The organism is Demequina litoralis (assembly GCF_030418455.1).
Classification (GTDB): Bacteria; Actinomycetota; Actinomycetes; order Actinomycetales; family Demequinaceae; genus Demequina; species Demequina litoralis.
On sequence record NZ_JAUHPW010000006.1, the window covers coordinates 59,711 to 86,016 of the forward strand.

At 73.0% G+C, this 26,306-nt stretch carries 30 protein-coding genes and 1 tRNA gene; 7 read left to right on the top strand and 24 right to left on the bottom strand.

Annotation, left to right across the window (positions count from 1 at the left end):
- Positions 1 to 46: 46 nt before the first annotated feature.
- Positions 47 to 754 (top strand): trimeric intracellular cation channel family protein, encoded by a 708-nt coding sequence (locus QQX09_RS08890; RefSeq protein ID WP_301133623.1) that lies wholly within the window; start codon positions 47 to 49, stop codon positions 752 to 754.
- A 14-nt stretch (positions 755 to 768) separates the two neighbouring features.
- Here QQX09_RS08890 and QQX09_RS08895 read toward each other — a convergent pair whose 3' ends face one another.
- From QQX09_RS08895 to QQX09_RS08910, 4 genes are all read right to left on the bottom strand, one after another.
- The gene (locus tag QQX09_RS08895; protein WP_301133626.1) at positions 769 to 1,206 is read right to left on the bottom strand and encodes a hypothetical protein; all 438 of its coding nucleotides are present in this window, start codon (positions 1,204 to 1,206) and stop codon (positions 769 to 771) included.
- Positions 1,207 to 1,268: 62 nt separating this feature from the next.
- On the bottom strand, positions 1,269 to 2,165 hold the full coding sequence (locus QQX09_RS08900; RefSeq protein WP_301133627.1) for a phosphoribosylaminoimidazolesuccinocarboxamide synthase: 897 nt from the start codon (positions 2,163 to 2,165) through the stop codon (positions 1,269 to 1,271).
- A complete protein-coding gene (purD, locus tag QQX09_RS08905; protein WP_301133629.1) occupies positions 2,165 to 3,460 on the bottom strand; it encodes a phosphoribosylamine--glycine ligase in 1,296 nt (431 codons plus the stop codon). Before purD ends, QQX09_RS08900 begins: the two co-directional genes overlap by 1 nt.
- A 139-nt stretch (positions 3,461 to 3,599) precedes the next feature.
- Positions 3,600 to 4,148, bottom strand: a complete 549-nt coding sequence (locus tag QQX09_RS08910) for a hypothetical protein (RefSeq protein WP_301133631.1) — start codon at positions 4,146 to 4,148, stop codon at positions 3,600 to 3,602.
- A gap of 628 nt (positions 4,149 to 4,776) precedes the next feature.
- On the opposite strand from QQX09_RS08910, the gene QQX09_RS08915 reads away from it, so the two are divergent.
- Positions 4,777 to 5,100 carry an ArsR/SmtB family transcription factor gene (locus QQX09_RS08915; protein WP_301133633.1) on the top strand — a complete coding sequence of 108 codons (324 nt, stop codon included), beginning with the start codon at positions 4,777 to 4,779 and terminating at the stop codon, positions 5,098 to 5,100.
- Here the strand turns inward: QQX09_RS08915 and QQX09_RS08920 are convergent.
- The 14 genes from QQX09_RS08920 to QQX09_RS08985 form a co-directional block, all read right to left on the bottom strand.
- Complete coding sequence (locus QQX09_RS08920) at positions 5,072 to 6,367, bottom strand: adenylosuccinate synthase (RefSeq protein WP_062467321.1); 1,296 nt, start codon at positions 6,365 to 6,367, stop codon at positions 5,072 to 5,074. The two genes, QQX09_RS08915 and QQX09_RS08920, sit on opposite strands and share 29 nt — an antisense overlap.
- Positions 6,368 to 6,541: 174 nt before the next feature.
- Positions 6,542 to 7,561, bottom strand: a complete 1,020-nt coding sequence (gene fbaA, locus QQX09_RS08925) for a class II fructose-bisphosphate aldolase (RefSeq protein WP_301133636.1) — start codon at positions 7,559 to 7,561, stop codon at positions 6,542 to 6,544.
- 117 nt (positions 7,562 to 7,678) lie between these two features.
- Positions 7,679 to 9,010, bottom strand: a complete 1,332-nt coding sequence (locus tag QQX09_RS08930; protein ID WP_301133638.1) for an RNA polymerase sigma factor — start codon at positions 9,008 to 9,010, stop codon at positions 7,679 to 7,681.
- The gene (locus QQX09_RS08935; protein ID WP_301133640.1) at positions 8,938 to 9,294 is read right to left on the bottom strand and encodes a YciI family protein; all 357 of its coding nucleotides are present in this window, start codon (positions 9,292 to 9,294) and stop codon (positions 8,938 to 8,940) included. The genes QQX09_RS08930 and QQX09_RS08935 overlap by 73 nt, the downstream gene beginning before the upstream one ends.
- A gap of 99 nt (positions 9,295 to 9,393) precedes the next feature.
- The gene (locus QQX09_RS08940; protein ID WP_301133642.1) at positions 9,394 to 10,050 is read right to left on the bottom strand and encodes a TrmH family RNA methyltransferase; all 657 of its coding nucleotides are present in this window, start codon (positions 10,048 to 10,050) and stop codon (positions 9,394 to 9,396) included.
- Positions 10,047 to 11,258, bottom strand: a complete 1,212-nt coding sequence (locus QQX09_RS08945) for an ABC transporter permease (RefSeq protein WP_301133645.1) — start codon at positions 11,256 to 11,258, stop codon at positions 10,047 to 10,049. The genes QQX09_RS08940 and QQX09_RS08945 overlap by 4 nt, the downstream gene beginning before the upstream one ends.
- Positions 11,255 to 12,151, bottom strand: coding sequence for an ABC transporter ATP-binding protein (locus QQX09_RS08950; RefSeq protein WP_301133647.1), 897 nt, complete (start codon positions 12,149 to 12,151; stop codon positions 11,255 to 11,257). The genes QQX09_RS08945 and QQX09_RS08950 overlap by 4 nt, the downstream gene beginning before the upstream one ends.
- A 19-nt stretch (positions 12,152 to 12,170) precedes the next feature.
- Positions 12,171 to 12,866 (bottom strand): DUF2786 domain-containing protein, encoded by a 696-nt coding sequence (locus tag QQX09_RS08955; RefSeq protein WP_301133650.1) that lies wholly within the window; start codon positions 12,864 to 12,866, stop codon positions 12,171 to 12,173.
- Positions 12,867 to 12,887: 21 nt separating this feature from the next.
- On the bottom strand, positions 12,888 to 14,093 hold the full coding sequence (gene purT / locus QQX09_RS08960; RefSeq protein ID WP_301133652.1) for a formate-dependent phosphoribosylglycinamide formyltransferase: 1,206 nt from the start codon (positions 14,091 to 14,093) through the stop codon (positions 12,888 to 12,890).
- 74 nt (positions 14,094 to 14,167) lie between these two features.
- On the bottom strand, positions 14,168 to 14,881 hold the full coding sequence (locus QQX09_RS08965) for a hypothetical protein (protein WP_301133654.1): 714 nt from the start codon (positions 14,879 to 14,881) through the stop codon (positions 14,168 to 14,170).
- 5 nt (positions 14,882 to 14,886) lie between these two features.
- A complete protein-coding gene (locus QQX09_RS08970) occupies positions 14,887 to 15,444 on the bottom strand; it encodes a LemA family protein (protein WP_301133657.1) in 558 nt (185 codons plus the stop codon).
- 56 nt (positions 15,445 to 15,500) lie between these two features.
- Positions 15,501 to 16,409 carry a hypothetical protein gene (locus QQX09_RS08975; protein ID WP_301133659.1) on the bottom strand — a complete coding sequence of 303 codons (909 nt, stop codon included), beginning with the start codon at positions 16,407 to 16,409 and terminating at the stop codon, positions 15,501 to 15,503.
- A gap of 45 nt (positions 16,410 to 16,454) precedes the next feature.
- The gene (pyrE, locus tag QQX09_RS08980) at positions 16,455 to 17,021 is read right to left on the bottom strand and encodes an orotate phosphoribosyltransferase (protein ID WP_301133661.1); all 567 of its coding nucleotides are present in this window, start codon (positions 17,019 to 17,021) and stop codon (positions 16,455 to 16,457) included.
- A gap of 156 nt (positions 17,022 to 17,177) precedes the next feature.
- Positions 17,178 to 17,942 (bottom strand): SDR family NAD(P)-dependent oxidoreductase, encoded by a 765-nt coding sequence (locus QQX09_RS08985; protein WP_301133662.1) that lies wholly within the window; start codon positions 17,940 to 17,942, stop codon positions 17,178 to 17,180.
- A 44-nt stretch (positions 17,943 to 17,986) separates the two neighbouring features.
- On the opposite strand from QQX09_RS08985, the gene QQX09_RS08990 reads away from it, so the two are divergent.
- On the top strand, positions 17,987 to 18,775 hold the full coding sequence (locus QQX09_RS08990) for an exodeoxyribonuclease III (protein ID WP_301133664.1): 789 nt from the start codon (positions 17,987 to 17,989) through the stop codon (positions 18,773 to 18,775).
- A gap of 137 nt (positions 18,776 to 18,912) precedes the next feature.
- Complete coding sequence (locus tag QQX09_RS08995; protein ID WP_301133666.1) at positions 18,913 to 19,386, top strand: septum formation family protein; 474 nt, start codon at positions 18,913 to 18,915, stop codon at positions 19,384 to 19,386.
- 9 nt (positions 19,387 to 19,395) lie between these two features.
- Here the strand turns inward: QQX09_RS08995 and QQX09_RS09000 are convergent, their stop codons facing one another.
- Both QQX09_RS09000 and QQX09_RS09005 read right to left on the bottom strand, forming a co-directional pair.
- The gene (locus QQX09_RS09000; protein ID WP_301133668.1) at positions 19,396 to 19,824 is read right to left on the bottom strand and encodes a septum formation family protein; all 429 of its coding nucleotides are present in this window, start codon (positions 19,822 to 19,824) and stop codon (positions 19,396 to 19,398) included.
- 17 nt (positions 19,825 to 19,841) lie between these two features.
- Positions 19,842 to 20,297: a variant leucine-rich repeat-containing protein gene (locus QQX09_RS09005; RefSeq protein WP_301133670.1), complete on the bottom strand. Its 456-nt coding sequence runs from the start codon at positions 20,295 to 20,297 to the stop codon at positions 19,842 to 19,844.
- A gap of 250 nt (positions 20,298 to 20,547) precedes the next feature.
- Here QQX09_RS09005 and QQX09_RS09010 point away from each other — a divergent pair, with 250 nt between their 5' ends.
- The 3 genes from QQX09_RS09010 to QQX09_RS09020 are packed head-to-tail and all read left to right on the top strand — an operon-like array spanning position 20,548 to position 23,427.
- Positions 20,548 to 21,198: a response regulator transcription factor gene (locus QQX09_RS09010; protein WP_301133672.1), complete on the top strand. Its 651-nt coding sequence runs from the start codon at positions 20,548 to 20,550 to the stop codon at positions 21,196 to 21,198.
- Positions 21,199 to 21,211: 13 nt separating this feature from the next.
- Positions 21,212 to 22,384 carry a sensor histidine kinase gene (locus tag QQX09_RS09015; RefSeq protein WP_301133674.1) on the top strand — a complete coding sequence of 391 codons (1,173 nt, stop codon included), beginning with the start codon at positions 21,212 to 21,214 and terminating at the stop codon, positions 22,382 to 22,384.
- Positions 22,381 to 23,427 carry a DUF8320 family protein gene (locus QQX09_RS09020; RefSeq protein ID WP_301133676.1) on the top strand — a complete coding sequence of 349 codons (1,047 nt, stop codon included), beginning with the start codon at positions 22,381 to 22,383 and terminating at the stop codon, positions 23,425 to 23,427. The genes QQX09_RS09015 and QQX09_RS09020 overlap by 4 nt, the downstream gene beginning before the upstream one ends.
- 41 nt (positions 23,428 to 23,468) lie before the next feature.
- On the opposite strand, the gene QQX09_RS09025 is transcribed toward QQX09_RS09020, so the two are convergent.
- From QQX09_RS09025 to QQX09_RS09040, 4 genes are all read right to left on the bottom strand, one after another.
- A complete protein-coding gene (locus QQX09_RS09025; protein ID WP_301133678.1) occupies positions 23,469 to 23,858 on the bottom strand; it encodes an SHOCT domain-containing protein in 390 nt (129 codons plus the stop codon).
- 94 nt (positions 23,859 to 23,952) lie between these two features.
- Positions 23,953 to 24,510 (bottom strand): DnaJ family domain-containing protein, encoded by a 558-nt coding sequence (locus QQX09_RS09030; protein ID WP_301133680.1) that lies wholly within the window; start codon positions 24,508 to 24,510, stop codon positions 23,953 to 23,955.
- A gap of 36 nt (positions 24,511 to 24,546) precedes the next feature.
- On the bottom strand, positions 24,547 to 25,650 hold the full coding sequence (locus tag QQX09_RS09035) for a hypothetical protein (protein WP_301133683.1): 1,104 nt from the start codon (positions 25,648 to 25,650) through the stop codon (positions 24,547 to 24,549).
- Positions 25,651 to 25,985: 335 nt separating this feature from the next.
- Positions 25,986 to 26,061 (bottom strand) — tRNA-Arg (locus QQX09_RS09040).
- Between the last annotated feature and the right edge of the window lie 245 nt (positions 26,062 to 26,306).

Consider the following 26,306-nt stretch of genomic DNA (forward strand, 5'->3'; position numbering starts at 1 on the left):
CGCGGGGGCGCACGTACCCTTGGGGGTCGCCCGAACGGAGAGCCCCATGACCGACCTCGTCACCGCCGTCGCGCCCGACGCGATCCTCGAGCACGCGCTCGTCACCCTGCGCGTGGTCCTCGAGTACCTCGGCACGGTCGCGTTCGCGGTCTCCGGCGCCGTCGCGGCGAGCCGCCGGCGCATGGATCTCGTGGGCGCGGTCGTGCTCGCAAGCCTCGTCGCCGTGGGCGGCGGGACGATGCGCGACCTCCTCCTCCGCCAGCCCGTCTTCTGGATCGAGAACCCCACGCTCGTGCTCGTCGCCGTGGCGACCGCGCTGGCCATCGCCCCGGCCGCGCGCCGCCGGGACCTGGGCGCCTTCGCCCGCCACCGCATCGTCGAGTACTCCGACGCGGCGGGCCTCGCGATCTTCGTGGTGATCGGCACGGGCATCGCCCTCGATGCCGGCGCCAGCCCGGTCGCCGCGATGATCGTGGGCGTCGCCAACGGCGTGGGCGGCGGCATCCTCCGCGACCTGTTCGCGGCGCAGGTGCCCGAGGTGTTCTGGAACGGCCAGCTGTACGCGACCGCGGCGCTCGGCGGCGCCTTCACGCTGTGGGCGCTGTGGGCGCTCGGACTGCCTCCCGAGGTGGTGTTCTGGGTGCCGCTGGTCGTGATCCTCGCGCTGCGCGCGCTCTCGCTCACCCGCGGCTGGGGAGTGCCCTCCGTGGCGGTGGTCCAGAAGCGCGAGCTGCAGACCGAGAGCCACGCGTAGCGCTCAGCCGACGCTCAGCAGGCCCACCAGTACTCGAGCGGCCGGTCCGTGAGCCACGTCTCGAGGTCGCCGCTGTCGGAGATCCAATGCGCGAGCCCGCCCTCGTAGACGGTGAGCGTGCCCACGTCGTCTCCCGGCCCCGGTGCGACCACCGCCGGAAGGACGATGCGCATCGTCCCGCCGCCGAGGCCGCCCGCCGCGAGGGCCGCGACCTCCGGGAACTCGTCGAGGTTGGCGGGCTCGAACGGGTACCACGTGACGCCGTCGTGCGTGATGGGCTCATTGCCGCACGCCGGGTAGCCGGCGACGCCCTCCGCCACGTCGAGGACCGCGCCCGGCACGCCGAGGTCGAGCGTCTCGCCGTGCTCGACGCCGTCGTCCGTACCCGGGGACGCGCAGCCGGCGAGCAGCGTGCCCAGCACCAGCGCGCCCACGACCGCGAGCACGGCCACCCTCGGCAAACGTCCCATGTCGGTAGGACGCATGCCGCGCGGATTCCGTTGTGCCGGTGCGCTCAGTGCTTGGCCAGCCTGTCGAACGCCTCGACGTAGCGGGCGCGCGTGCGCTCCACGACATCCGCGGGCAGCGCGGGCGGCGGCGTGTCCGACCTCTTGTCCCAGCCCGACTCGGGCGAGGTCAGCCAGTCGCGCACGAACTGCTTGTCGAAGCTCGGCTGGGCGTGGCCCGGCTCCCACTCGTCGGCGGGCCAGAAGCGGCTCGAGTCGGGGGTGAGGACCTCGTCGCCGAGGATGATCGCGCCGGAACCGTCGCGACCGAACTCGAACTTCGTGTCGGCCAGGATGATGCCCTTCGCGGCCGCGATCTCGTGGGCGCGCACGTAGAGCGCGAGGGTGAGGTCGCGCAGCGCCTCGGCGTCCTCGCGGCCGATGAGCGCCACCACGGCGTCGAAGTCGACGTTCTCGTCGTGCTCGCCCACCTCGGCCTTGGTGGCCGGGGTGAAGATCGGCTCGGGCAGCCGCGACCCGTCCACGAGGCCCGCGGGCAGCGGGATGCCGCAGACCGTGCCGCTCTCGTTGTACTCGACCAGGCCGGAGCCGGTGAGGTAGCCGCGGGCCACGCACTCGACGGGGAACATGTCGAGGCGCTTGCACACCATCGCGCGCCCCTCGACCTCGGCCGGTACGGGCGCCTCGACGGTGTGGTTCGCGACGATGTCGAGGACCTGGTCGAACCACCACAGGCTCAGCCCCGTGAGGATGCCGCCCTTGCCGGGGATCTCGGTGGGGAGCACCCAGTCGTACGCGCTGATGCGGTCGGAGGCGACCACGAGGACCACGTCGCCGCGCGGGTGCGGCTCGACGGGCTCGTAGAGGTCGCGCACCTTGCCCGAGTAGACGTGGCGCCATCCCTCGAGCTCGAGGTGCTGGGGCGGGGTCGCGTGGCCGGGCATCAGGCGGCCCCGTCCGCGTCGGCGGCGGCCTTCGCCGCGATGTCGGTGCGGTGATGGCTTCCCGGCAGGACGATGCGGTCGACGCCCTGGTAGGCCCGCTCGCGGGCCTCGGTGAGGGTCGCGCCGAGCGCCGTCACGCTGAGGACGCGGCCGCCGCTGCTCAGCAGCGCACCACGGTGGTCCAGGCTGGTCCCGGCGTGGAGCACGTGCACGGTGTCGACCTGCTCGGCCTCGTCGATGCCGGTGATGGGGTCGCCCTTGCGCGGGGCATCCGGGTAGTTCTCGGCGGCGACCACGACGGTGACCGCCGCATCGTCCCTCCACTCGAGGGGCGGGAGAGCGGCAAGGCGGCCCTCGGCGGCCGCGAGCAGGACTCCGGCGAGCGGCGTCGCGAGGCGCGCGAGCACCACCTGGGTCTCGGGGTCGCCGAAGCGGGCGTTGAACTCGACGACGCGCACGCCCTTGGACGTGAGCGCGAGGCCGCAGTAGAGGACACCCACGAAGGGGGTCTCGCGGCGGGCCATCTCGTCGACGGTGGACTGGGCGACGGTGCGGACCACCTCGTCGACCAGGTCCGCGGGCGCCCACGGCAGCGGCGAGTAGGCGCCCATGCCGCCGGTGTTGGGGCCGGCGTCGGCGTCGTACGCGCGCTTGAAGTCCTGGGCGGGCTGGAGCGGCACCACGGTCTCGCCGTCGCACAGGCAGAACAGGCTCACCTCTGGGCCGTCGAGGAAGTCCTCGACCACCACGACGCCGCCGGCGTCGATGATGGCCTCGCCGTGCGCCAGGGCGGCGGCGCGGTCCTCGGTCACCACCACGCCCTTGCCCGCGGCGAGCCCGTCGTCCTTGACCACGTAGGGGGCGCCGAACGCGTCGAAGGCCTCCTCGAGCGCGGCGCTCGTGGTGCACACCCGCGGCTCGGCGGTGGGCACGTCCGCCGCGGCCATGACCTCCTTGGCGAAGGCCTTCGAGCCCTCGAGCATGGCGGCCTTGGCGCTCGGCCCGAAGACCGGGATCCCGGCGCCGCGCACGGCGTCCGACACGCCCGCGACGAGCGGGGCCTCCGGGCCGACCACGACCAGGTCGGCCTTGACCGCGGCGGCGAGGGCCGCGACCGCGACGGGGTCCGTGGCCTCGACGCCGTGCAGGGTGACGGGCGTGCCGTCCGCGGTGCTCAGCGTGCCGATGCCCGGGTTGCCGGGGGCGGCGTGCAGCTGCGCGACGGCCGGGTCGAGGGACAGGGCGCGGGCGAGGGCGTGCTCGCGCGCGCCGGAACCGACGAGAAGGATGATCACGCGTGCGAGTCTAGGCGGTGCGGGGTCCGCGGGGCGCGGGCGGTCGAGCCGTGCACGGACGTGGCGCGGGCGCGGGCGTGAGCCGCGCCGAGCATGGAGGAGGGCCGCGCCCGGGGAAGGACGCGGCCCTCGAGGGGGCTCAGTCGGCGACGGTGAGCACCTCGGTGTGGATGGCGTAGTAGGTGGTCTGCGGCAGACCCGTGATCGTCGCGGTCCTGCCGTCGGCCGACCAGACGATGTCCACCCCGCTGGGGTACGGCATCCGGTCGGAGTTGAACGGGAAGTTTCCGGGGACCGGGTTGCCCGACTTGTTGACGAAGGCCGAGAAGTCGCTGTTGAACCAGGCGATATGCACCACCGGGTCGTCGACGAACTTCGCTGCGAAGAGCTTGATCGTGATGGTGGTCGTGCCGTTGCTGAGCCGGCTGAACGAGATGTTCCCGACCGCGCTGCTGCCGTTCTTGTAGTCGTTCTTCGGGTTCCCTGCGATGAGCTGCGCACAGTTGCATCCGTACGAGTACATCGACCAGTTCTCGCCGTCGAACGGGGTGCCGCTGCCCCACCCGGTCTCCTCCTGGACGTATGGGCCGCCACAGGAGGTGGCACACGGATCGGTCGCGGAGGCGGCGGATGCGCCCGCGAACGTGAGCGCGATGACGGCGAACAGGGTCGCCAGAATCTTCTTCATTGAAGTTCCCCCAGTGTTTCGTCGAGGCGGCCCTCTGACGCCTCGCGGGGATCGAGTCCCATTTCGGACGGTATATCCGTTTTGTATCGTCCGCAATACGAGGAGGTTTCGCATCCACGGCACGCCTGGAGCGAGGCACCCGAATGCGCACGGTTCCGCACACGCGACGCAGCATTCTTGCGCGAGACTGCGCCGCGTGCTCGCCAGCGCGGGAAGACACCGCCCCGCCCCCGCGGCGTGCGGACGTGCATGTCGCTCTGGCGTATTTCAGGAATCGCTGGAATTGCGTGGGGGCGGGGGCGCTGGGGGGCGCCGCGCAGGACGCGCGAGCAGGCGAGCAGCGAGCTCGACGCGCGGACTCGCATGTCGCCCTGGCGTATTTCAGGAATCGCTTGAACAGCGCGCAGGGAGGGCACGTCGTCGCGAGGGCGCCACACCGAAGCCGCGCCGACCGCCGACTCCCTCGTGGTGTTGCGCGGACCCGCGAGGTCCCACGATCGCCCCTGGGGATTTCGCATCGGACCGCGATTCCCGCGCTACTTTCGGAATTGCTGAAACAGCGCGACGGCAACACGACGCGCTCCGCGACACGCCAGAAGCGGCGGCCACCGAGCATCCGGGAGCACCCATGTCCGAGGACGGCCTCCACCGCACGGAACGCCTCGACGCGATCCTGACCGCCCTCGCCCACCCCGTGCGCCGCCGACTCCTGGAGCTCCTCGAGTTCGGCGCCGCCACCGCCGGGGACCTGTCAGCCTCGGCGGCGGACTCGTTCGGCATCTCGCCCGCCCGCGCGTCCCAGCACCTGAGGGTCCTCGCACACGCGGGGCTCGTCGACGTCATGCCCGACGGCACGCACCGCTGGTACAGCCTCGCCGACGGCGCGGCCGACGACATCGCCGACTGGCTCGCGCGGCTGCGCCTCAGCCGCGCTCGTGGAGCAGGTCGTTGATCTGGATGATCTCGTCGCGGCCCGGGCCCACGCCGATCGTGGAGATCCGGCAGCCCGAGAGCTCCTCGACCGCCTTGACGTAGTCCTGAGCGTTCTGCGGCAGGTCCGCGAAGTCGCGGCAGCCCGAGATGTCCTCCTCCCAGCCGGGGAAGGTCTCGTAGACCGGCTCGGCCGCGGCGAAGGCCGCCTGGTCGAGGGGAAGGTCCTGGTAGCGAACGCCGTCCACGTCGTAGCTCACGCACACCGGGATCTCGTCGATGCCGGTGAGGACGTCGAGCTTGGTGAGCACGATGTCCGTGAGGCCGTTGATGCGCGACGCGTAGCGCGTGATCACCGAGTCGTACCAGCCGCAGCGGCGCGGGCGGCCGGTGGTGGTGCCGAACTCATGGCCGACGTCGCGCAGGCGGTCGCCCCACTTGTCGAGCAGCTCGGTGGGCATGGGGCCCTCGCCCACGCGGGTGGTGTACGCCTTCGCGATGCCGATGACCGAGTCGATTCGCGTCGGGCCCACGCCGGAGCCGGTGCACGCGCCGCCCGCGGTCGCGGAGGACGAGGTGACGAACGGGTAGGTGCCGTGGTCGACGTCGAGCATGGTCGCCTGGCCGCCCTCGAATAGGACGGTCTCGCCGGCCTCGAGCGCGTTGTTGAGCACGAGCGACGTGTCGGTGACGTGCGGCGCGAGCCGGTCGCGGTACGCGAGCAGCTCGTCAGTGACCTCGTCGACGGTGATCGCGCGGCGGTTGTAGACCTTGACGAGCAGGTGGTTCTTCGCCACCAGCGCGCCCTCGATCTTGTCGCGCAGCACCGTCTCGTCGAAGAGGTCGCCCACGCGGATGCCGAGGCGGTTGATCTTGTCGGCGTAGGCCGGGCCGATGCCGCGCCCGGTCGTGCCGATCTTGCGCTTGCCGAGGAAGCGCTCGGTGACGTTGTCGAGGGTGCGGGCGTACGGCGCGATGATGTGCGCCGCGTTCGACACGAGCAGGTCGGAGGTGTCGACGCCGCGCTCGTTGAGCGCGTCGAGCTCCTGGAACAGCACGCGCAGGTCGACGACGACGCCGTTGCCGATGACGGGCGTGCAGCCCGGGGTGAGGATGCCGGACGGCAGCAGGTGCAGCGCGAACTTCTGGTCGCCGATGACGACCGTGTGGCCCGCGTTGTTGCCGCCGTTGAACTTCACGACGTAGTCGACGCGCGAGCCGAGGAGGTCCGTCGCCTTCCCCTTGCCCTCGTCGCCCCACTGGGCTCCGACGATCACTGCTCCGGGCATCGTGCCCTCCCCTTCGCCCGGCATCCGGCCGGGACTTGAAATCTCGTGAGGCGCGGACGCCCCTCACAGGCTATCGGCCGATGCGCGCCGCGCCTGCAGCGCGCATCGTCCCCCGAACGTGCGGAGGCCCCCGCAGTCACGCGACCGCGGAGGCCTCCCTCACGATCAGGTGGTTCAGATCTTCTTGCCGGCGGAACCGAGCTGCTGGCAGGCCTCGACGACGCGGGCGGCCATGCCGGCCTCGGCGAGCTTGCCCCACGCGCGCGGGTCGTAGGCCTTCTTGTTGCCCCACTCGCCGTCGACCTTGAGGACGCCGTCGTAGTTCTTCATCATGTGGTCGACGACGGGACGCGTGTACGCGTACTGGGTGTCCGTGTCGATGTTCATCTTGATGACACCGTGCGAGACCGCGGTCGCGATCTCCTCGGCGGTCGAACCCGAGCCACCGTGGAACACGAGGTCGAACGGCTTCTCCTTGCCGAACTTCGCGGCGGCGGCGGCCTGGATGTCGCCGAGGATCTCCGGGCGCAGCTTGACGGCACCGGGCTTGTAGGCGCCGTGCACGTTGCCGAACGTCATGGCCGTCATGTAGCGGCCCTTCTCGCCCAGACCCAGCTTCTCGATGGTGGCGATGCCGTCCTCGGGGGTCGAGTAGAGCTTGTCGTTGACCTCGGCCGAGTGGCCGTCCTCCTCGCCGCCGACGACGCCGATCTCGATCTCGAGGATCGTGTCCGCCGCCTGCGACAGCTCCAGGAGCTCCTCGGCGATCGCGAGGTTCTCGTCCATCGGCACGGACGAGCCGTCCCACATGTGCGAGTTGAAGATCGGGCCGTTGCCGGAGGCGATCGACTCGGCCTCGAGCTTGAGCAGCGGCTTCAGCCACTCCTCGAGGTAGACCTTGTGGCAGTGGTCGGTGTGCAGCGCGATGGTGACGCCGTACTTCTCGGCGACCACGCGGGCGTACGCGGCGAGGGCGAGCGAGCCGACGACGGCGTCCTTGATGGTCGAGCCGGAGGCGTACTGGCCACCGCCCACCGAGACCTGGATGATGCCGTCGGACTCGGCCTCCGCGAAGCCCTGGATGGCGGCGGTGACGGACGAGGACGAGGTGATGTTGATCGCCGGGAACGCGTAGCCGCCGGCCTTGGCGGCGTCCAGCATCGCGGCGTACGACTCGGTGGTGGCGATAGCCATGGGTTACTCCTGAGCTTGTGCGGATGGAACCGCCTGCCATTCTGTCAGAAATCGATTCGTGCTGGGTGGCGAAGGTCCCAGACCTCGGCGGCCGTCCGCGCAGGTAGGGACGATGCGTCACGCACCGCACGCGCGCCGCCGCCGCTCGGCGTATGCGATCTCGGCGGGGTTGGTGGCGAGCGCGGCGGCGCGCTCCCATGCGAGGCGGGCGGCGGCCGGCTCGCCCGCGCGTTCGAGCAGGTCCGCGCGGGCCGCGTGGAGCAGGTGGTAGCCGTCGAGGCCCTCGATGGCGTCGATCGCGGCGAGCCCCACGGCGGCGCCCTCGACCTCGGCGACCGCCACGGCGCGCGACAGCCTCGGCACCGGTCCGGGCGTCATGCCGATGAGGAGGTCGTAGTACCGGACGATGCGGGCCCAGTCCGTGGTCGCACGCGTGTGCTCGGCCGCGACGAGCGCCTGCACCTGCCACGGACCCAGCCGGCGCATCGCGAGCGCGCGGCCGAGCACCGCGTAGCCCCGCGCGATCATCGCCCGGTCCCAGCGGGTGCGGTCCTGGTCGGCGAGGCGCACGAGCGCCCCCTCCTCATCGGTGCGCGCGGCCTCGCGCGAGCGGTGGAACAGCTGGAGGGCGAGCAGGCCGGCGGGCTCGGGCTCGGCGGGCAGCGCGTCGGCCGCGGCGGCGGTGAGCCGGATCGCCTGGTCCGCGAGCTCGACCCGGGTGAGCGTCCCGGCGGCGGCCGAGTGCGCGACGTAGCCCTCGTTGAAGATGAGGGCGAGCACGTCGGTGAGCACCGCGGCGCGCTCCGCCAGGTCCGCGGGGATGGTCAGCGGGATGCGCGCCGCGCGGATCTTGCGCTTGGCGCGCACGATGCGCTGCTGCACGGTCGCGTCGGGCAGCAGGAGGGCCGAGGCGATCTCCTGCGTCGTGAGCCCGCCCGCGAGGCGCAGCGTGAGCACCACCTGCGTCTCCCTGGACAGCGACGGGTGGCAGCACAGCAGCAGGAGCCGCAGCCGCTCGTCGCCGACCTCCGCATCCTCGGCCACGAGGGCCGCGGCGCGCCCGTCCGGGTCCTCCACCGCCTCGTCCCTGGCCACACCCGTCTCGAGCACGCGCGCTTGCGCCGCGACGCGCCTCCCGGCGGCCGCATCGCGCCGGAGGCGGTCGATGCCGGCGTTGCGGGCGACCACGTAGACCCAGCCGGCGGGCTCGTCGGGCGCGCCGCGCCGCGGCCAGGTCGCGGCGGCCTTCGCATACGCCTCCTGGAGGCAGTCGTGGGCCAGGTCGAGGTCGCCCAGGCGGTCGGCGAGGAGGGCGAGCAGGCGCCCGCCCTCCTCGCGGGCGACGCGGGTGAGCGCCGCATCGTCCGTCCGAGCGTTCAGAAGCCGTCCGTCGGGAAGATCGGGCGCACCTCGACGGCGCCGGTCCCGACCGGGAGCCGCCTCGCCCACTCGAGAGCGTCGTCGAGGGTGTCGACGTCGACCACGTAGTAGCCGCCCACGTGCTCCTTGAGCTCGGCGAACGGGCCGTCGACGAGCGTGGTCGCGCCCGCCTCGTGGCGGACGGTCGTGGCGGTCTCGGGGCCCTGGAGAGCCTCGCCCCCGCCGTAGGCGCCGGCCTCGACCATGTCCTGCGTGTACCGGGTCCAGGCGGCCATGTACTCGTCGAAGCCCTCGTCGCCGGGCTCCGGCGACGGCAGCGTGGGGTCCGAGACGATGAGAAGGAGGTACTTCATGTCGGTGTCCTTTGCGTCGATGAGCCCGGGCACCTCCCGAGTCTCACCCCGACGACGCAGCGGACGCAACGGATCGACATCCGACGGCGCAGGAATCCGTCAGCCGACGTGCCCCTCGGCGATGTCGCCGTGCTGGCGGACCCAGGCGTGCATCGCGATCGCGGCGGCGGCGCCGGCGTTGATCGACCGCGTCGAGCCGTACTGGCCGATCGCGAGCGTCGCCGTCGCGACCTCCCGCACGGCGTCGGACAGCCCCACGGACTCCTGCCCGAACACCAGCACGCACGCACGCGGCAGGGCGTACGTCTCGAGCGGCACGGAGCCGGGCAGGTTGTCGATCCCGATGACCGGCAGCCCCTCGCCGGTCGCCCATGCGGCGAGATCCTCGACGGTCGGGTGGTGCCGGATGTGCTGGTAGCGGTCCGTGACCATGGCGCCGCGGCGGTTCCACCGGCGGTTGCCCACGATGTGCACCTCGCGCGCGAGGAACGCGTTCGCGGTGCGCACGACGGACCCGATGTTGAGGTCGTGCTGCCAGTTCTCGATGGCGACGTGGAACGGGTGCCGGCGCTCGTCGAGGTCCGCGACGATCGCGTCGTGGCGCCAGTAGCGGTAGCGGTCGACCACGTTGCGGCGGTCGCCGTGCGCGAGCAGCTCGGGGTCGTAGCGCGCATCGGACGGCCACGCCCCCTCCCACGGGCCGAGTCCGTGCGCCGGTTCCTGATCGCCGGCGCGCGCCGGCTCGTGCGCGGTCATGCCCGGCCGCCGGCGGCCCACGCGCCTCCCAGCCGCGTACGCGCGGAGGTGTTGAGCACCGAGCCCGCATACAGGCGCGCGCCCACAGCGATCAGGGCCACGGCGGTCGCGGCCACGATCCCCACCGCGACCCACGGCTCCCAGACCGCGGCGTCGCCGGTGGCGACCCGCGCGGGCATCATCAGCGGCGCGGTGAGCGGGAAGTACGACAGCGCGACGCGCAGCGGGCCCTCGTCGCGGATGAGGATCGCGGTGAAGAACGGCGCCATCACAGCGAGCTGCATGTAGAGGGTGGTCGACTGCAGCTCCTCGACGCGGGAGGCGAGCGAGCCCGCGACGGCCCACAGGCACGCGAGCATGAGGAACCCGAGCACGAAGAACGCGAGGAACCATCCGCTCACGCCGAGCACCTGCGTCACGATGTCACCCTTCCCGATCGCCTGCGCGCCCAGGAGCCCCGCGCCGACGATGAGCACCACCTGGCCGAGCGCCATCGCGGCGTTGCCGAGCACCTTGCCGGCGAGCAGCCAGCGCACCGGCACCGCCGCGACCAGGATCTCGACGACGCGCGAGGACTTCTCCTCGACCACGGACTGGGCGATCGAGGCGCCGAAGGTGAGCACGGTGAAGTAGAAGAGGAAGCCGAAGATGATGATCACCAGCTCGGGCGGCACCGGCTGCTGCGGCTTCGGTTCGAGGAGGTCGACCCGCGGAGCTTCCGGCGAGGTGAGCGCGGCGACCTGGTCGGCGGACAGCCCCGCGTCGGTAGCGACGGCCTGCGCGGTCACTGCGGACGATGCGGCGGCGATCAGCTCCTCGAGGTCGCCCGGCACGCTCTCCTGGGCGGTGATGACGACGGCCCCTCCCGCATCCAGCGTGAGCGCGGCATCGATCTCGGGATCCTCCAGCGCGGCGATGGGGTCGGTGCGGCCGGCGACATCGGCGGCGATGGTCAGGTCTGCCGACGGCAGGCCCTGCACGTCCGCCGCGCCGAGCTTCGCCGCGGCCTCGGCGACGGGCCGGGCCTGCTCCGAGGTCGCGACCGTGTACTCGGGGGAGTCCCCGTCCAGCATGACCGGCACGACTACCGCGAGCACGATCACCGCGATGAACACCGCCGTCGAGGCCAGGAAGCCCTTGTCGCGGAGCTTGACGGCGATCTCGCGGTCGGCGACCAGCCGGACCAGCCCGGAGCGCGACGCCGTCATCGAACCACCTCCGCGAACAGCTCGGTGAGCGAGGGGACGGTGCGCGAGAAGTGCTCGACCGGGCCGGCGGCCTGCGCGGCGGCGAGCAGCGCCTGCGGGTCGGCCGAGCCGTCGAGGTCGACGAGGGTGCCCTGCGGCCCCGACCCGACGACGGTCATGCCGGCAAGCGCGGGCCTCCACGCGTCGATGCCGCCCACCTCCACGCGGTAGCGGCGGCCGGCGCGCTGCTCGCGGAGGGCGCGCGCGTCGCCGGACGCGACGACGCGTCCCTGGTGGATGAGCACCAGGTCGTCGCACAGTCGCTCCACGAGGTCGAGCTGATGGCTCGAGAACAGCACGGGCACGCCCGCCTCGGCCCGCTCCCGCAGGCGTGCCGCCATCGCGTCCATGGCGATCGGGTCGAGTCCCGAGAAGGGCTCGTCGAGGATGAGCAGGTCGGGTTCGTGGATGAGCGCGGCGGCCACCTGGACGCGCTGCTGGTTGCCTAGCGAGAGCGTATGGAGAAGGTCGTCGCGGCGCTCCGTCAGATCGAGCGCGTCGAGCAGCGCTTCCGCGCGCGCCACGGCCTCCGCCTTGCCGACGCCGAGCACACGCGCGAGGTAGACGAGCTGCTCGGCCACCTTCATCTTCGGGTACAGCCCGCGCTCCTCCGGCATGTAGCCGATGCGGCGCCGCACCTCGAGGGTCATGGCCGCGCCGCCGAAGGTCACGTCGCCCGCGTCCGGGCGCATCACCCCGACGATCGCGCGCATCGTGGTGGTCTTGCCGGCGCCGTTCGCGCCGACGAAGCCGGTGAGGCGTCCGGGGCGCACCTCGAAGGTCACGCCGTCGAGCGCGCGGCGGTCGCCGAAGTCGTGGGTCAGGCCGTGGACGGCGAGGGTCGCGTCGGTCACGCGAGCGACGCTACCAACGTCACGCCCCCAGCTCGCGCCGCTCCGCCTCGTCCACCTTCCGGCCGAGCGAGATGTCCGCGCGCTGTCCCGCCTCGGCGCCCTCGCCCCACCCCTCCCACGACCGGAGCACGCGACGCCGGGCCGACCGCAGGTTCGGGAACATCTCGTGGTACGCGGCCTCGACCTGCTGGGCCCGGTCGAGCAGCACCACCGCGGAGCCGGTGCCCTCCTCCTCCGCCTCGCGCAGCGCCCCGGCGTAGAAGTCCCGGAGGCGCTCCGTGACCGTGCTTGTGAACGACCAGGCGAACGCCTTCTTGCGCGACTGTGAGCCGCCGTAGACATCCATCTCGAGGCGCATCGCGGGGAGCAGCGTGTCCACGAGCGCCGCGACCATCGCGAGGTCCGCGGCGAAGCCGACCGCGGTGACGCGACGGCCGCCGTGGATGACCGACCGGCACGAGAACACCCTGGCGATCCCGCAGACCAGGATGATCTGGTCCTTGACGTAGGGCGCCTCGAAGTCGAACTTCCGCGTGGTGGGCGTCTCGGCCTGCTCGCGGCTCATGCGCGCGCCGGCCTCGTCGATCGCGTAGCGGACCATCAGCTTCTCGGCACGCTTGCGCGCGAGGTCGCGCTCGGCCGGGTAGGGCGAGCCGCCGTCCGCGACGCGCAGCAGCGTCTGGATCTGGTCGAGGATGGCGTCAGGAGCGGTCACCCGACCAGGGTCGCACCGCCGTCAGACAGAATCCGGGTTCTCCACAAGGTCGATCCGCAGGGCCGCAGCGGCCGCGCGCGCCGTCGCCCGCGCCTCGTCCACGGAGGCCCCGCGCGCGACGGTCACCGCGACGCGGCGACGGCCCTCGACCCGTGGCTTGCCGAACAGGCGCACGTCTGTGCCCGGCGCGGCCACCGCATCGTCCACGCCCGAGAACACGGGCACTCCCGAGCCCTCGGCGAGGACCGCGCACGACGCGGACGGGCCGAGCGTGAGCACCTCGGGCACCGGCATGCCGAGGACCGCGCGGGCGTGCAGCGCGAACTCGCTGAGGTCCTGCGAGGCGAGGGTGACGAGGCCGGTGTCGTGGGGACGGGGCGAGACCTCGGAGAACAGCACCTCGTCGCCCCGGACGAAGAGCTCGACGCCGAAGACGCCGCGCCCGCCCAGGGCCTCGGTGACGGCGCCGGCGACGCGTCGGGACTCGGCGAGCGCCGCCTCCGACATGGGCTGCGGCTGCCAGGACTCGCGGTAGTCGCCGTCGACCTGGACGTGGCCGATGGGGTCGAGGAAGGTGACGCCGCCGGCGTGGCGCACGGTGAGCTGGGTGATCTCGTAGTCGAAGTCGACGAAGCCCTCGACGATGATCCGCGTGCCGCCCGCGCGGCCGCCCTCGACCGCGTAGGTCCAGGCGGCGTCGACGTCGTCGAGCGTGCGGATGACCGACTGGCCCTTGCCCGACGACGACATCACGGGCTTGACCACGCACGGCAGCCCCACCTCGGCGACCGCGGCGCGCAGGCCCTCGACGGTGTCCACGAAGCGGTAGGACGAGGTCGGCAGCCCGAGCTCCTCGGCGGCGAGGCGGCGGATGCCCTCGCGGTCCATCGTGAGGATCGTGGCGCGCGCCGTCGGGATCACGATGGCCTGGCCCGCAGCCTCGACCTCCTCGAGCACCCGGGTGGCGATCGCCTCGATCTCGGGGATGACGAGGTGAGGGCGCTCCTCCGCGATGAGGGCGCGCAGCGCCTCGGGATCGAGCATGTCGATCACGTGCGCCCGGTGCGCGACCTGCATCGCGGGAGCGTCGGCGTAGCGGTCCGCCGCGACCACCTCGACGCCGAGGCGGGCGAGCTCGATCGCGACCTCCTTGCCCAGCTCGCCGGAGCCGAGCAGGAGGGCGCGGGTGGCGGTGGGCGTGAGCGGGGTGCCGAGCGTGACGGTCATGCGCTCATCCTCCCAGCGATGGGCCGGGACCGTCGCCGGGAGGACGATGCGCGGGCGATGGAGGCGGTCCCGGCTCACCGCCCGTAGTCGGCGAGCACGAACGGCGGGATGGTGCCGGTGAGCGCCTCCAGCCGTTCGAGGGTCCCGTCGAGGGTGCGCAGGTCCGGGTAGCCGGGGCGCACGACGGCGACGAACCGACCCTCGATCACGAGCGTCGCGCCCGCCCACGCGGGCCGCAGCAGCTCCTCGATGACGTGCGGCGCGAGGATCGCGTGCGCGTAGGCGTCGTCGCGGGCGCTCACCCGCCACCGCTGGTTGAACGCGTGCGACTCCGTGTCGACGTCGCCCCAGCCCAGCCCGGTGAGGACCCGCTGGAGCGCATCGTCCGGCGCGAAGCGCAGCGCGGGCAGCGAGCGCGGCAGCGTCACCCACACCACCTGGAAGTCCTCGCGGCGGGTCTTGCGCCGCCCCTTGGAGTCGCGCGAGTGGTCGACGACGACGTAGCGGAAGGCCTGGAACGGGCGGCCGCCGCGGGATCCGGTGATGACCTCGCGCGCCTCGCGCTCGTCCCCCATGCCGAACGGCCTGGTGCCGAGGAGCTCCGCCAGGGCGTCGTCGCGCGCGGTCCAGCTCCAGCCGCGGGAGGCGACCCAGGCCCGGATGCGTGCGAGCCGGGCCTGCTGGGCCCGCTGGTAGGCGATGGCGCCGGCGATCACGACCCCGGCGCCCATCGCCGCGACGGCGAGGAAGAGGGCGAGGCTGCCGGCGTCGCCCAGCTCGACCGCCACGGCCGCTAGAACTGCACGTTGGGCGCCTGGCGCGCGACGTCCTCGGTCTCGAAGTACTCCTCGCGGTGGAAGCCGAACATCGAGGCGATGAGCACCGTCGGGAAGGTCTCGATGCGGGTGTTGAGGCTGCGGACGTTCGCGTTGTAGAACCGGCGGCCCGCCGCGATGCGGTCCTCGGTGTTGGTGAGCTCCTGCTGGAGCTGCATGAAGTTCTGGTTGGCCTTGAGGTCCGGGTAGGCCTCGGCGACCGCGAACAGGCGGCCGAGCGCCTGCGTGAGGACGTTCTCCTGCGCGGCCTGCTCGGCGGGCGAGGAGCCCGGAGCGGCGGCGATGGTGCGCGCCTGGGTGACCGCCTCGAGCGTCTCTCGCTCGTGCTTGGCGTAGCCCTTGACGGTCTCGACGAGGTTGGGGATGAGGTCGTGCCGGCGCTGCAGCTCGACGTCGATCTGACGCCACGCCTCCTGCACGAGGTTCCTGAGCCGGACCAGCCCGTTGTAGGCCGTGATCGCCCACAGCACGATGAGCACGAGGATCACGCCGAGCGCGATGAGGAACCATTCCATGTGTCTCTCCTGACGTCTGTGGCGACTCTAGCGGGGCGGGCCGGAGCCCGACAGGGTCACGCGCGGGGCGGTTCCGCCTCGGGCTCGCCGTCGGGCGAGCTCCAGCGCTGCGCCTCGTCGCTGCCGATGCCGGTGTAGCGGCGCGAGTTCAGCACTCCGGGGGTGGTTGCCCACGCGGGCCCCGTGAGCGGCGCGTCCGGGTCGGCCATCGCGGCCCCCTGCTCCCGGAAGCGGCGGACGACGTGGTCGGGGATGCGGCGCGCGACCCCCGCGACCACGTCCAGCCGCTTCGCGAGCGTGTCGACGCCCTCGCGGCCGGAGGTCCACATCAGCACCGCACCGCCGTCGATGCGCAGCGCGCGGCCCTCGACGTCCGGGGCGAGCAGGCGCTCGATCATCCGGGGATCGATGACGTCGTGGCCGTACCGGCGGTCGCGGGCCATCACCCGCCAGCGCGCGTTGAACTCGTGGGACTCCACCTCGATATCGGTGCCTCCGAAGGCCTGCGCGAGCTGGTGGCCCAGGTGCTCGGGCACGATGTCGAGGCGCGGCAGGCGCACCGGCAGCTCCGCGAGCGTCACCTGGAACACCTGGGCGGAGGACCGTTCGCCGTCCGCCTGCTGCTCCACCACGTGCGTGTACGTCGCGCATTCGATGCCGCCGTACCTGCCTTCGAGGACGTCCTCCTGGCGCACGCTGGAGCCGCGCAGGTCGAACGGCGTCCCCGAGAAGCGCAGCGAGTACTTCGCGGTGCGCGGCGTGTGCGACCAGCCGTGCTCGATCGCGAAGCGGGCGGCCTCGCCTCGATGGCGCGCGTGCTCGAGGTACTCCCAGATCGCGAGCGCCGCCACGGCGGCGCCGACGAGCAGCAGGATCCATGCCGCCTGGCCGCCGAAGACGTAGGCGAGGACGCCGAGCGTCACGAGCGCGCCGGTGCCCAGGCGCATCGACGTGATCCCTCGCATGGCCGCCACCCTAGCGAGGGGCGCGCGGCGCGTGAAGGGTGCCGCTCAGGACAGCCCGAGGTCCTCGAGACCGTAGAGGTAGAGGTACGGCAGGCCCTCGGCCTCGATCTTCTCCTTGGCGCCGGTGTCGCGGTCGACGATCACGGCGACGGCGACGACCTCGGCCCCGGCCTCGCGCAGCGCCTCGACCGCGGTCAGCACCGAGCCGCCCGTGGTGGAGGTGTCCTCGACGGCGACCACCTTGCGGCCCGCGACGTCCGGCCCCTCGATGCGGCGCTGGAGCCCGTGCGCCTTGGACTCCTTGCGCACCACGAACGAGTCGAGGTCGAGCCCGCGCGACGCGGCGGCGTGCATGAGGGCGGTGGCGACGGGGTCGGCGCCCAGCGTCAGCCCGCCCACGGCGTCGACGTCGGCCGGGCCGAAGCCGGCCTCCTCGAGCGCGTCGAGCAGGACGTGACCCACGAGCGGCGCGGCACGGTGGTGCAGCGTGATGCGGCGCAGGTCGACGTAGTAGTCCGCCTCCTTGCCCGAGGCGAGGGTGATGCGGCCGTGCACGACGGCCAGCTCCTTGATGAGGTCGCGCAGCTGCTCGCGCGGGGTGCCGGTGGTCATGGCGTCCAGGGTAGCCGGGGACGATGCGGTCCTTCGGCCCCGTGCACCCATCCACGCCGCCCGCCCGGCAGCCGGAGCCGTGGATGCGTGTGGCCGTTCACATCACACCCCTCTGGTGGAGGAGCGACCCATGTGCGTGGACAGGCGCACGCGGGATCAGCCCCGCTGTTGGCTGCGGCGGCCGCGCGTGAGGCGCTTGGGCACCACCCGGAGCACCGCGCCGGCGACGGCGTAGCCGGGCGACGGGGTCACGACGGTCTGGCCGCGGCGCACGGCGGCGAGCGCGGACCGGACCACGGGCTCCGGGTCGAGCCAGACCGGGTCCGGGAACTCGTGACGCACGTGCGACAGCGCGTCCGAGTCGTGGAACCGTGTGCGGACCAGGCCGGGCAGGACGGCCGTGGCGGTCACGCCGGTGCCGTCGAGCTGGCCCGCGAGCGCCTGGGTGAACTCGACCGCCCAGCGCTTGTGCGCGGCGTACGTGGTGTCGCCCAGGTGCGCCGCGACCGAGGCGACGTTGAGGATCGCGCCGTGCCCGCGCTCCACCATGCCGGGGACGGCGGCGTGCGCGAGCCGCAGCGGCGCGGTGACGTGGATGTCGAGCAGCGCCTTCTCGTGACGCCAGCTCGAGTCCGCGAAGCGCTCCCCGATGCCGAAGCCCGCGTTGTTGACCAGGAGGCTGACGGGACGCTCATCCGCCTGGAGGCGCGCCGCGACCGCGCTGCGGCCCTTCTCCGTGGTGAGGTCGGCGGGAAGGATCTCGGCGTGGCGGCCGGTCGCCCCCTCGAGCAGCCGCGCCACCTCGCCCAGGCGGTCGCGCGAGCGCGCGACCAGCACCACGTCGTGGCCCGCGGTGGCGAGCTGCCACGCGAACTCCTCGCCGAGCCCGGCGGAGGCTCCCGTCAACAGTGCGATGGCCATGCGACGAGGCTACCGGCGCATCGTCCGCCGGTAGTTTGGTGCCCATGCGCCTCGCCACCTGGAACGTGAACTCCATCCGTGCCCGCGTCGACCGTGTGGTCGACTGGCTCGAGCGGTCCGACACGGACGTGCTCGCCATGCAGGAGATCAAGTGCAAGCCCGAGCAGTTCCCGCGGGAGGCCTTCGAGGCGGCGGGCTACGAGCTCGCGATCCACGGGCTCAACCAGTGGAACGGCGTCGCGATCGCCTCGCGCGTGGGCCTGACCGACGTGGAGACGTCGTTCCCCGAGCAGCCCGGCTTCGCCAAGACGGGCGACCCGGTGGTCGAGGCGCGCGCCCTGGGCGCCACCGCCGGCGGTGTCCGCGTGTGGAGCCTGTACGTGCCCAACGGACGCGGCCTCGCGGACCCGCACTACACGTACAAGCTCGACTTCCTGGCGCGCCTGCGCGAGGCCGCCGCGACCTGGGCGGACACCCCCACGGCGCTCGTGGGCGACTTCAACGTCGCGCCGCTCGCGACCGACATCTGGTCGGAGGAGGACTCCGAGGCCGTCACCCACGTCACCCCCGAGGCGCGTGCCGCGTTCCACGCGTTCGAGGACGCGGGCTACGCCGAGCTGTCCCGGCGGTTCATCCCCGCCGAGCGCACGTACACGTTCTGGGACTACAAGGCGCTGCGCTTCCCCAAGGGCGAGGGCATGCGCATCGACTTCGTCTACGCGTCCGCCCCCCTGGCGGAGCGCGCGACCGGCGCGACGATCGTGCGCGACGAACGCAAGGGCAAGGGCGCCTCGGACCACGTCCCGGTCGTGGTCGAGCTCGCAGACGCGTGATGCCCGGCGAGGGCTTCGCGCCGCCGCCGGCGGTGGGCGAAAGGCCCGCCGCGCCCGCAGACGTCCCCGCGCCTCACGCACCGGTCCCGCCCCCGCCACGGCCGCATCGTCCCGGCCGGGGGGCACGGCTCGCGTGGATGGTGGGCGGCGCGGCGGCGGTCGCGATCGCGGGCGGCGTGATCGCCGACGTCGCCCTCGAGTCGCGCGCCGCGGCGCTCGCCCCGGCGCACCGCGGTGACACGGGCGGGCTCGGCTCGATCGCGGTGGTCGCAGGCCTGTGCCTCGAGGAGCCGCCCGCGGCCGGGCCGTCGGTCGGGCGGGTGACCGCGGTCGCATGCGCGGCGCCGCACCTGGCGGAGACCGTCGCGGACCTCGCCTTCACCGAGGACGCCTGGCCGGGCGCGGACGTGATCGCGGAACGCGCGCTGGAGCACTGCGCGGCGCGCGTGGCCCGCCTCGTGCCGGACCACCTCGCGGACGGGCTCGAGTGGCGCGTCTGGGCGCCGTCGGCGTCGACCTGGGACGCCGGCGACCGGCGCGCGGTATGCGTCGTGGCCTCCGAGGACCCGCTCGTCGGGTCGCTCGAGCGGGGGGACGCCGCTCGCGCGTGAGCGCCTGAATCAGGCCGCGTCGGCCAGCGTGCCCTCGAACGCGACGGGCTCGCCCGAGTCCGGGTCCGGCGCGTAGACCGCGCAGACCGCGAGGCGGTCGCCCTCGTCCCACGCGTCCGCGAGCGGGTAGGTGTAGAAGACGTCGAGAGACGACGTCCGGTACGGCTCGCCGACGTACGCCTCGAAGCGGTCGACGCAGGCCTCCTCCACCTCGACGATCACGGCGTCCTCGTCGTAGGCGCCGGCGTCGAGGTCGAAGGCCGCGTACACCTCGGCCTCGTGCACGCCGGCGCAGTCGACCACGGGCACGTTGCCGAACGAGCCGTCGGTGCCGGAGATGGTGAGGCAGTCCCCGACCGCGAGCTCCTGGCGCTCGGAATCGGAGCAGCCGGCGAGCAGCAGCACGGCGACGGCGGCGAGGACGATCGGTCGGCGCATGGGTGCGACAGTACCGGTCAGCCGAGCAGGCGGCCCCGCGCGGAGATGGCGGCGAGCACGGCCGGCTCGCCCTGCTCGATGAGCCACTGCAGCAGGCTTGCCGGGGCCGATGGGTTCGCGGCGATCGCGGGCCGCAGCTCGGGGCGCGCGTACGCGAGCTCCGACAGCTCCGCGGCGGTCGCGTACGGGCTCGCGGCGAGCAGCCGCTCCGCCCCGGCGCCCGCGGCGCCGAACGGGACGGCGGGTCCGGGGGTCATCGTCGCGGCCGCCGCGGCGGGCGCTTCGGCGGCATGGGGCGAGGCGTGGAGCAGCCGGCGCACGATGACGAAGATCACGGCGACCGGCACGAGCGGCAGCGCGAGCACCACGGCGGGAACCGACAGGTCGAGCGCGTACTCGGCGAGGAGCGCGAACGAGATGAAGGTGACGGCGCCGACGAGGAAGATGATCCTCGAGCCGGCGGTCAGGGCCACACGAGGGTGGAGAGAGGCGATGACGACGAGTGCGAGCATTCCCCCCGTGACGACGAGAGCCACAGACTCCGTCGACCAGCCCATCACCCGAACCCCTCTCCACCTCCCGCGTGAACCTCGCTACGAGGCTCCCGTGACGCGGGGCCCGCGACAAGCCCCCATTTATGGGGGCAGGCGCCTGAATCGCGTCCGCTTCCAGGGATGTCACCGCGTTTTCGACTAGAATCCCGTGCCAGGAAAGGGGACAGCCATGACCGCCGCGAAGGAGCGCCGGGTCATCGCACTCGTCGAGGACCACGCGCTCATCTCCATCGGCTTCCGCGACCTTGTCGAGGGGGCGCAGGATCTCGAGCTCGCCGGGCTGGTCGAGAGCGTCGACGCGCTCCCCGGGCTCGGCCGCACGCTCGACCTCGTCGTGCTCGATCTGCGCCTCGCGGACGGGTCGACCCCGGAGGCCAACATCGCCGCCATCCACGCGATGGGCCCCCACGTGCTCATCTACACCGGCGGCGAGGACCGCCGGCTCATCCAGTCGGCGGCGCGCGCGGGCGCACTCGGGCTCATCCGCAAGTCCTCCGAGCCGGACGTGCTGCTCGACGCGATCCGGACCGCCGCCGCGGGCCAGGAGGTCTTCGGCACCGACTGGGCGGCCGCGATCGACTCGGACGACTCGCTCGCGGACGCCCGCCTCAGCGCACGCGAGCGGGAGATCCTCTCGCTCTACGCCTCGGGCCTCACCGCGTACTCGGTGGCCCGTCACCTGGGCGTCTCACGCGAGACCGTGGCGGACTACGTGAGCCGCATCCGACGCAAGTACGCGGACGCGGGCCGCCCCGCCCAGTCCCGCGTCGACCTCTACAAGCGGGCTCTCGAGGACGGGCTGCTTGAAGGCCCGCAGTGAGCACGGTCCCGGCGTGAACGGCGCCGCGAGACCGGCCCGGGAGCGCATCCAGCGCACGCTGCTGCTCGCCGTCGGCATCGGCGCGGTCATCTTCGGTGCGCTGCTGGCCGGCGGATCGAGCGGCTTCCTCCGGCAGATCGACCAGCTGCACACCCCGTTCGGGATCCTCGTCGTGCTGGTCGGCGTGGTGGTGCCGGCGCTCTACACCGTGCTGTCCCGCGTGCTCCCCATCCGGCCTCTGCTCCTCATCGCCGGCACCACGTCGATGGTGTTCATGGCGATCCAGATCGCGTGGCCGCTGCTCATGAAGGAGCCGCTCCTCGCGGACGACGCGACCCCGTGGACCCAGGGCATCAACGCGATCCACGCGACCGCCGCCGCGATCGCGTGGCCGCGCGTCGCGGGCTGGGTGTACCCGCTCGTGCAGGGTCCGGTCGTCGCCTTCACCCAGATGCAGGTGCGGGACGATGCGGCGCTCGAGGCGATCCTCGACGGCCTGGGCGCCATCATCTACTGCCTGATCCTGTGCGGCGTGTCGATCGCGATGATCTCGGCCGGCGACCGTCAGGACTCCGCCGCCGCCCACGCCCGCGAGCAGGCCGCGCTCGAGGCGAGCCGGCGCACGCGCGAGGCCGAGCAGACCCGCATCAACGCGATCGTCCACGACGACGTCATGTCCGTGCTGCTGGCCGCATCCCGACCCACGCCGCCGGTCACGCTCGCCGAGCAGGCGCGCCACGCGATCGCCAGCGTCGAGTCGCTGGTGAGCGGGCGCACCGAGTCGCGCGACTACGACCCTGAGGAGTTCGTCGCGGTGGTGCGTTCGACCGCCGCGACCGTGGATGCGTCGGTCCCGGTCCGCTACGCGGTGGACGGGGAGGCCCCGCTCCCGGCCGGCGTGGTGGCGGCCTTCGCGGAGGCCACCGCCGAGGCGCTGCGCAACGCGCTCGGGCACGGCGGGCCGGGAGCCGAGCCGAGCGTCGAGTGCGACGTCACGGACGGGTCCGCCCGCGTGGTGGTGGCCGACCACGGGCGGGGCTTCGCCGCGGGCCGGGTGTCGCAGCGGCGGCTCGGGATCCGCGTGAGCATCCTCGAGCGCATGCGCACCGTCACCGGCGGCGATGCGGACGTGTCGTCGTCACCGGGCGTCGGCACCACCGTCGTCCTCACCTGGAGCCGCCCATGAGCCTCGGCCACGCCGCGCCCCCGCAGGCCTCCCGCACCGTCGACGTGAGCCGGCTGCTCGCGCTCTCGTCGGAGGGCGCGAGCCTCATCCTCGGCATCTTCATCGTCACCAACGTCGTCTTCACGATCGCGACGATCCACACGCTCAGCGTGCGCTGGCCCGCCTACGTCGCCGCGATCATCGTGAGCGCGGCCGGGGTCCTGCTCGGGCGGCCCCATCCGGACCCGTTCCCGCTACGCGACGCGTGGCTCGTGGTGGGCACGGTCGTCGCGTCGACGCTGCTGATCTCGTGGGCGCTGCCGGCGGACGGCTCCCCCGGTCGCGCGGCGTGGCACCTGGGGTCGAACACGTGGCTGCTGTGGTTCCTCATCCTGCGCGGCCGCACGGCCCTCGCGTGGGGCGCCGCGGCGGCGATGACCGCGATCACCGCGACATGGACGGCGACCACGGGACGCTCGGCGCTCACGGGACTGCTGATGGTCGACACGCAGCTGGGCCTGCTGGTGGTCGCGACGCTGTTCGTCACGAGCCTGCGGCGCACGGCGCGACGCATCAACGAGCTCACGGAGCGCTCGGTCGACGCGGCCGCCGCGGCCGCGACCGCGGAGGCCAGCCGCCAGGTGCGGCTCCAGCGCGCGGCGGAGGTCGCCTCGGCATCGCTGCCGCTGCTCGAGCGCGTCGCCTCGGGCGTGCCGTTGGCGGACGACGAGCGGGCGCTCATGCGCGAGGCGGAGGCGCGGCTGCGCGACGGCGTCCGCGGGCGCGCGCTCGCCACGCCCGCGGTGCTCGACGCGGCCGCGGCGGCGCGAGCGCGCGGGGTGGACGTCACCCTGCTCGACGATCGCGGGTCCGGGCTCGGATCGGGCGACGCGATGGCCAAGGTGGACGATGCGGTGTCGGCCGCCCTCACGGCGGCCACCGGGACGGTGACGGTGCGCCTGCTGCCTCCGGACCGCGAGGAGGCCGTCACGATCGTGAGCATCGACGGCGACCGCGTCCACCGCATCGTGCTCGATTCCGCGGGAACGACGACGGCGGTCTGACCCGAGGGGTCAGACCGCCGCGCGTGTACGTGGGGGGACGCTCAGCCGAGCGCCTTGGCCTTGAGGGTCTCGAACTCCTCGGGCGTGATCGCGCCCGCGTCGAGCAGCTCCTTGGCGGCCTTGATCTCGCCGGCGGAGCCCGCCTCGGTCATGAGGCCCTTGGTGTACTCGACCTGGGCCGAGCGCATCGACTTGGCGGCCTCGACGTCGCGCTCGGCCATGCCACGGCCACGCGCGAAGATGTAGATGAGCGCGCCGAGGATCGGCAGCAGCACCAGTGCCAGGGTCCAGAGGATCTTCCCGAACACCGAGAGCTTCTCGTCACGGAACACGTCGAAGACGAACCGGATGATGAGGAAGATGAACGAGATCCAGATGAAGAACCACAGCGACCACAGCAGGATGTTGAGGAAGTTCTCGAAGAAGTCCATGGGAGTGCCTTTCCGCAGCGGGGCTCCATGCCCGGGCTGGCAATTCCCACATTAGCGGGGATGACGGTGTCCACGCAGGCCGGTAGCCGACGCGTCAGCGCAGCCGTCGCTCACGCCAGCGCGCGACCTCGCGGTCGACGTCCCGCAGCGGCGTCACGAGCGGCGGCCCGTCCGCGGGCCGGCAGCGCGCGGTGAGCACGCGTGCGTTGAAATCCTCGAGGACCTCGCGCACCGACGGCTCGTCCCACAGCGCGTCGAGGCGGGCGTCGAGGGCGGCATCCTCGCGTCGCAGCAGCACCGACTCGGGTGCGAGGTCCGACAGCTGCTCCCTCTCGACCAACCCCCGGGTCCACCAGTCGGGATCGTTGCTCGTGAGGCCCGGGATCGGCTTGCCGGCGAGCGGCAGGTCGTCGAAGTCGCCGCGCTCCTGGGCCTCGACGATGCGCCGCTCGACCCACAGGTGCTGCGTGGCCGCGCGGTCCCGGCGCCGCCGCTCCGCGAGACGCTCCGCCCGCTCGCGCTCCTCCTGGTCCGCCGCCCGGCTCGCCACATCGACCCCGGGCGTCTCGCCCAGGGCGTCCTCGTCCGCCCGCTCGCGCTCGAGGGCGTAGCGGGCGGCGTCCAGCGAGGGGTCCCGCCGTGTCCAGCGCATGCGTCCATGGTCACATGGGCGCGCCCGCGCCCACCGCTAGGGGCCGGTCCAGACGTGGACGAGCATGCTCTCCTCGTCGAGGAGGACCAGCCCGTCGCCGAGCGGCTCCACCTCCGTCAGCTCCTCGGTGGTCCAGCAGGTGCGCCACGCGGACCCGTCGTCGGAGAAGCTGATGAAGGACGCCTGATCCTCGCTGGGACCCGGATCGTCGACGACGCCCGTCAGCACGAAGCCGACGGATGTCCATGCGAGGTCGTGCACCGCGAACTGGCCGCGCTCCGACACGTCCACCACGAGGTTCTCCGTCCATGCGGCCCCGTCATCCGCCGAGGTCCACACGGTGACGTCCGGGATGGCATGCTCGTCCCCGCCCTCCGTGGGGGCGAGCACCGTCGCGCCGTCGCCGGACGCCAGCGGCGCGGTCCCGCAGTAGGCGAGCAGGGCGTCCGCCGGCGGCGCGCTCGCCGCGTCGACGTGCGTCCAGTCCTGCCCGTCGGGGCTCGTCCAGACCGCGACGTCGCCGTCTGTGGGCTCGCGCGACACCGTCAGCGCGAGCCACCCTGCCGCCGTCGCGGTCGCCGCGAACACCTGGCCCGGCGACAGAGGCGTCACGCTCCACGCACGCCCGTCGGCGGACGACCACGCGAAGGAGCCGAGCGCGTCGCCGGTCGCGCCGGCGACGATGAATCCGTCGTCCCCCGCGCAGACGTCCGCGAACCACTCCACGTCCCCCGCGGGCCACGTCGATGCCGGGACCGTCTCCCAGACCCGGCCGTCGCGCGAGAAGGCGGTCACCGGGGTGGCGCCGGTGGTGCCGGTCGCGACGAAGCCCTCCGCACCCCCGGACACCGTCAGCGGGCACCCGCCGCCGAGCTCCGGCTTGCCTTCCGCACGCGTCCAGGTCAGCCCGTCCGACGACCAGTAGCCGAAGCCGGCGGGCGCCGCGAGCGCCACCACGGCGTCCCCGGACGAGGCCAGCGCGAGGGCTTCGAAGCCCGAGGCCTCGCGCAGGTCGTCCGACGTGGACCACCCCTCGCCGTCGAGGCTGGAGCACCGGCTCACGGGGAGCGGGCTGGCCATGCTGGACGTCTCGTCCGCGTCGCCGGACCCGCCGTCGGTGCATGCGCCGACGGTCAGCACCGCGGCCGCCCCGATCAGGCCGACGAGCCGTGGCGCACCTCGCCGGCACCGGGCGCCGCCGGTCGGGGCGCGGCTCCGCGCCGCGGAACCGACCTGCGCGACCCGAGCCCTGACCATCGCCGCCTCCCGCACCGAGGCCCTCCCCTTCAGGATGCTCCGGCGGTCGGCACGATCGAGGGCCCAAGGTCCCGGCTCGCGCCGCGGACCGGCCCCGCGCACGACGGACCGGCGACGCGGCCGCGCGCGACCCTCGCCGGGAGGACTCGCGGGACGGCGGGACGATGCGGATGCCAGGAACGACGAAAGGCCGGACCTGACGGTCCGGCCTTCGCATCTGGCGCGCCCGGAGGGATTCGAACCCCCAACCTTCTGATCCGTAGTCAGATGCTCTATCCGTTGAGCTACGGGCGCGTGACCCTCGCGGGCCGAGACACAACTATACAGGGTTCCGAGGGTGCTCCCGTACACACCGGCAGGATGGCGGGCCGCTCGACGCGGGGACGACCATCCCGCGGACACGAAACCCCTGGCTGCCCCCGCAAATCTGGACATACCACTTCACAACACCCGGTCCGCGAGGCATGATCGGGAGTGATCGGCCGAGTCATGAGGGGCTCGCACCGGTCGGGTCGCTGGGGATCTCGGAGGGGGCCGGA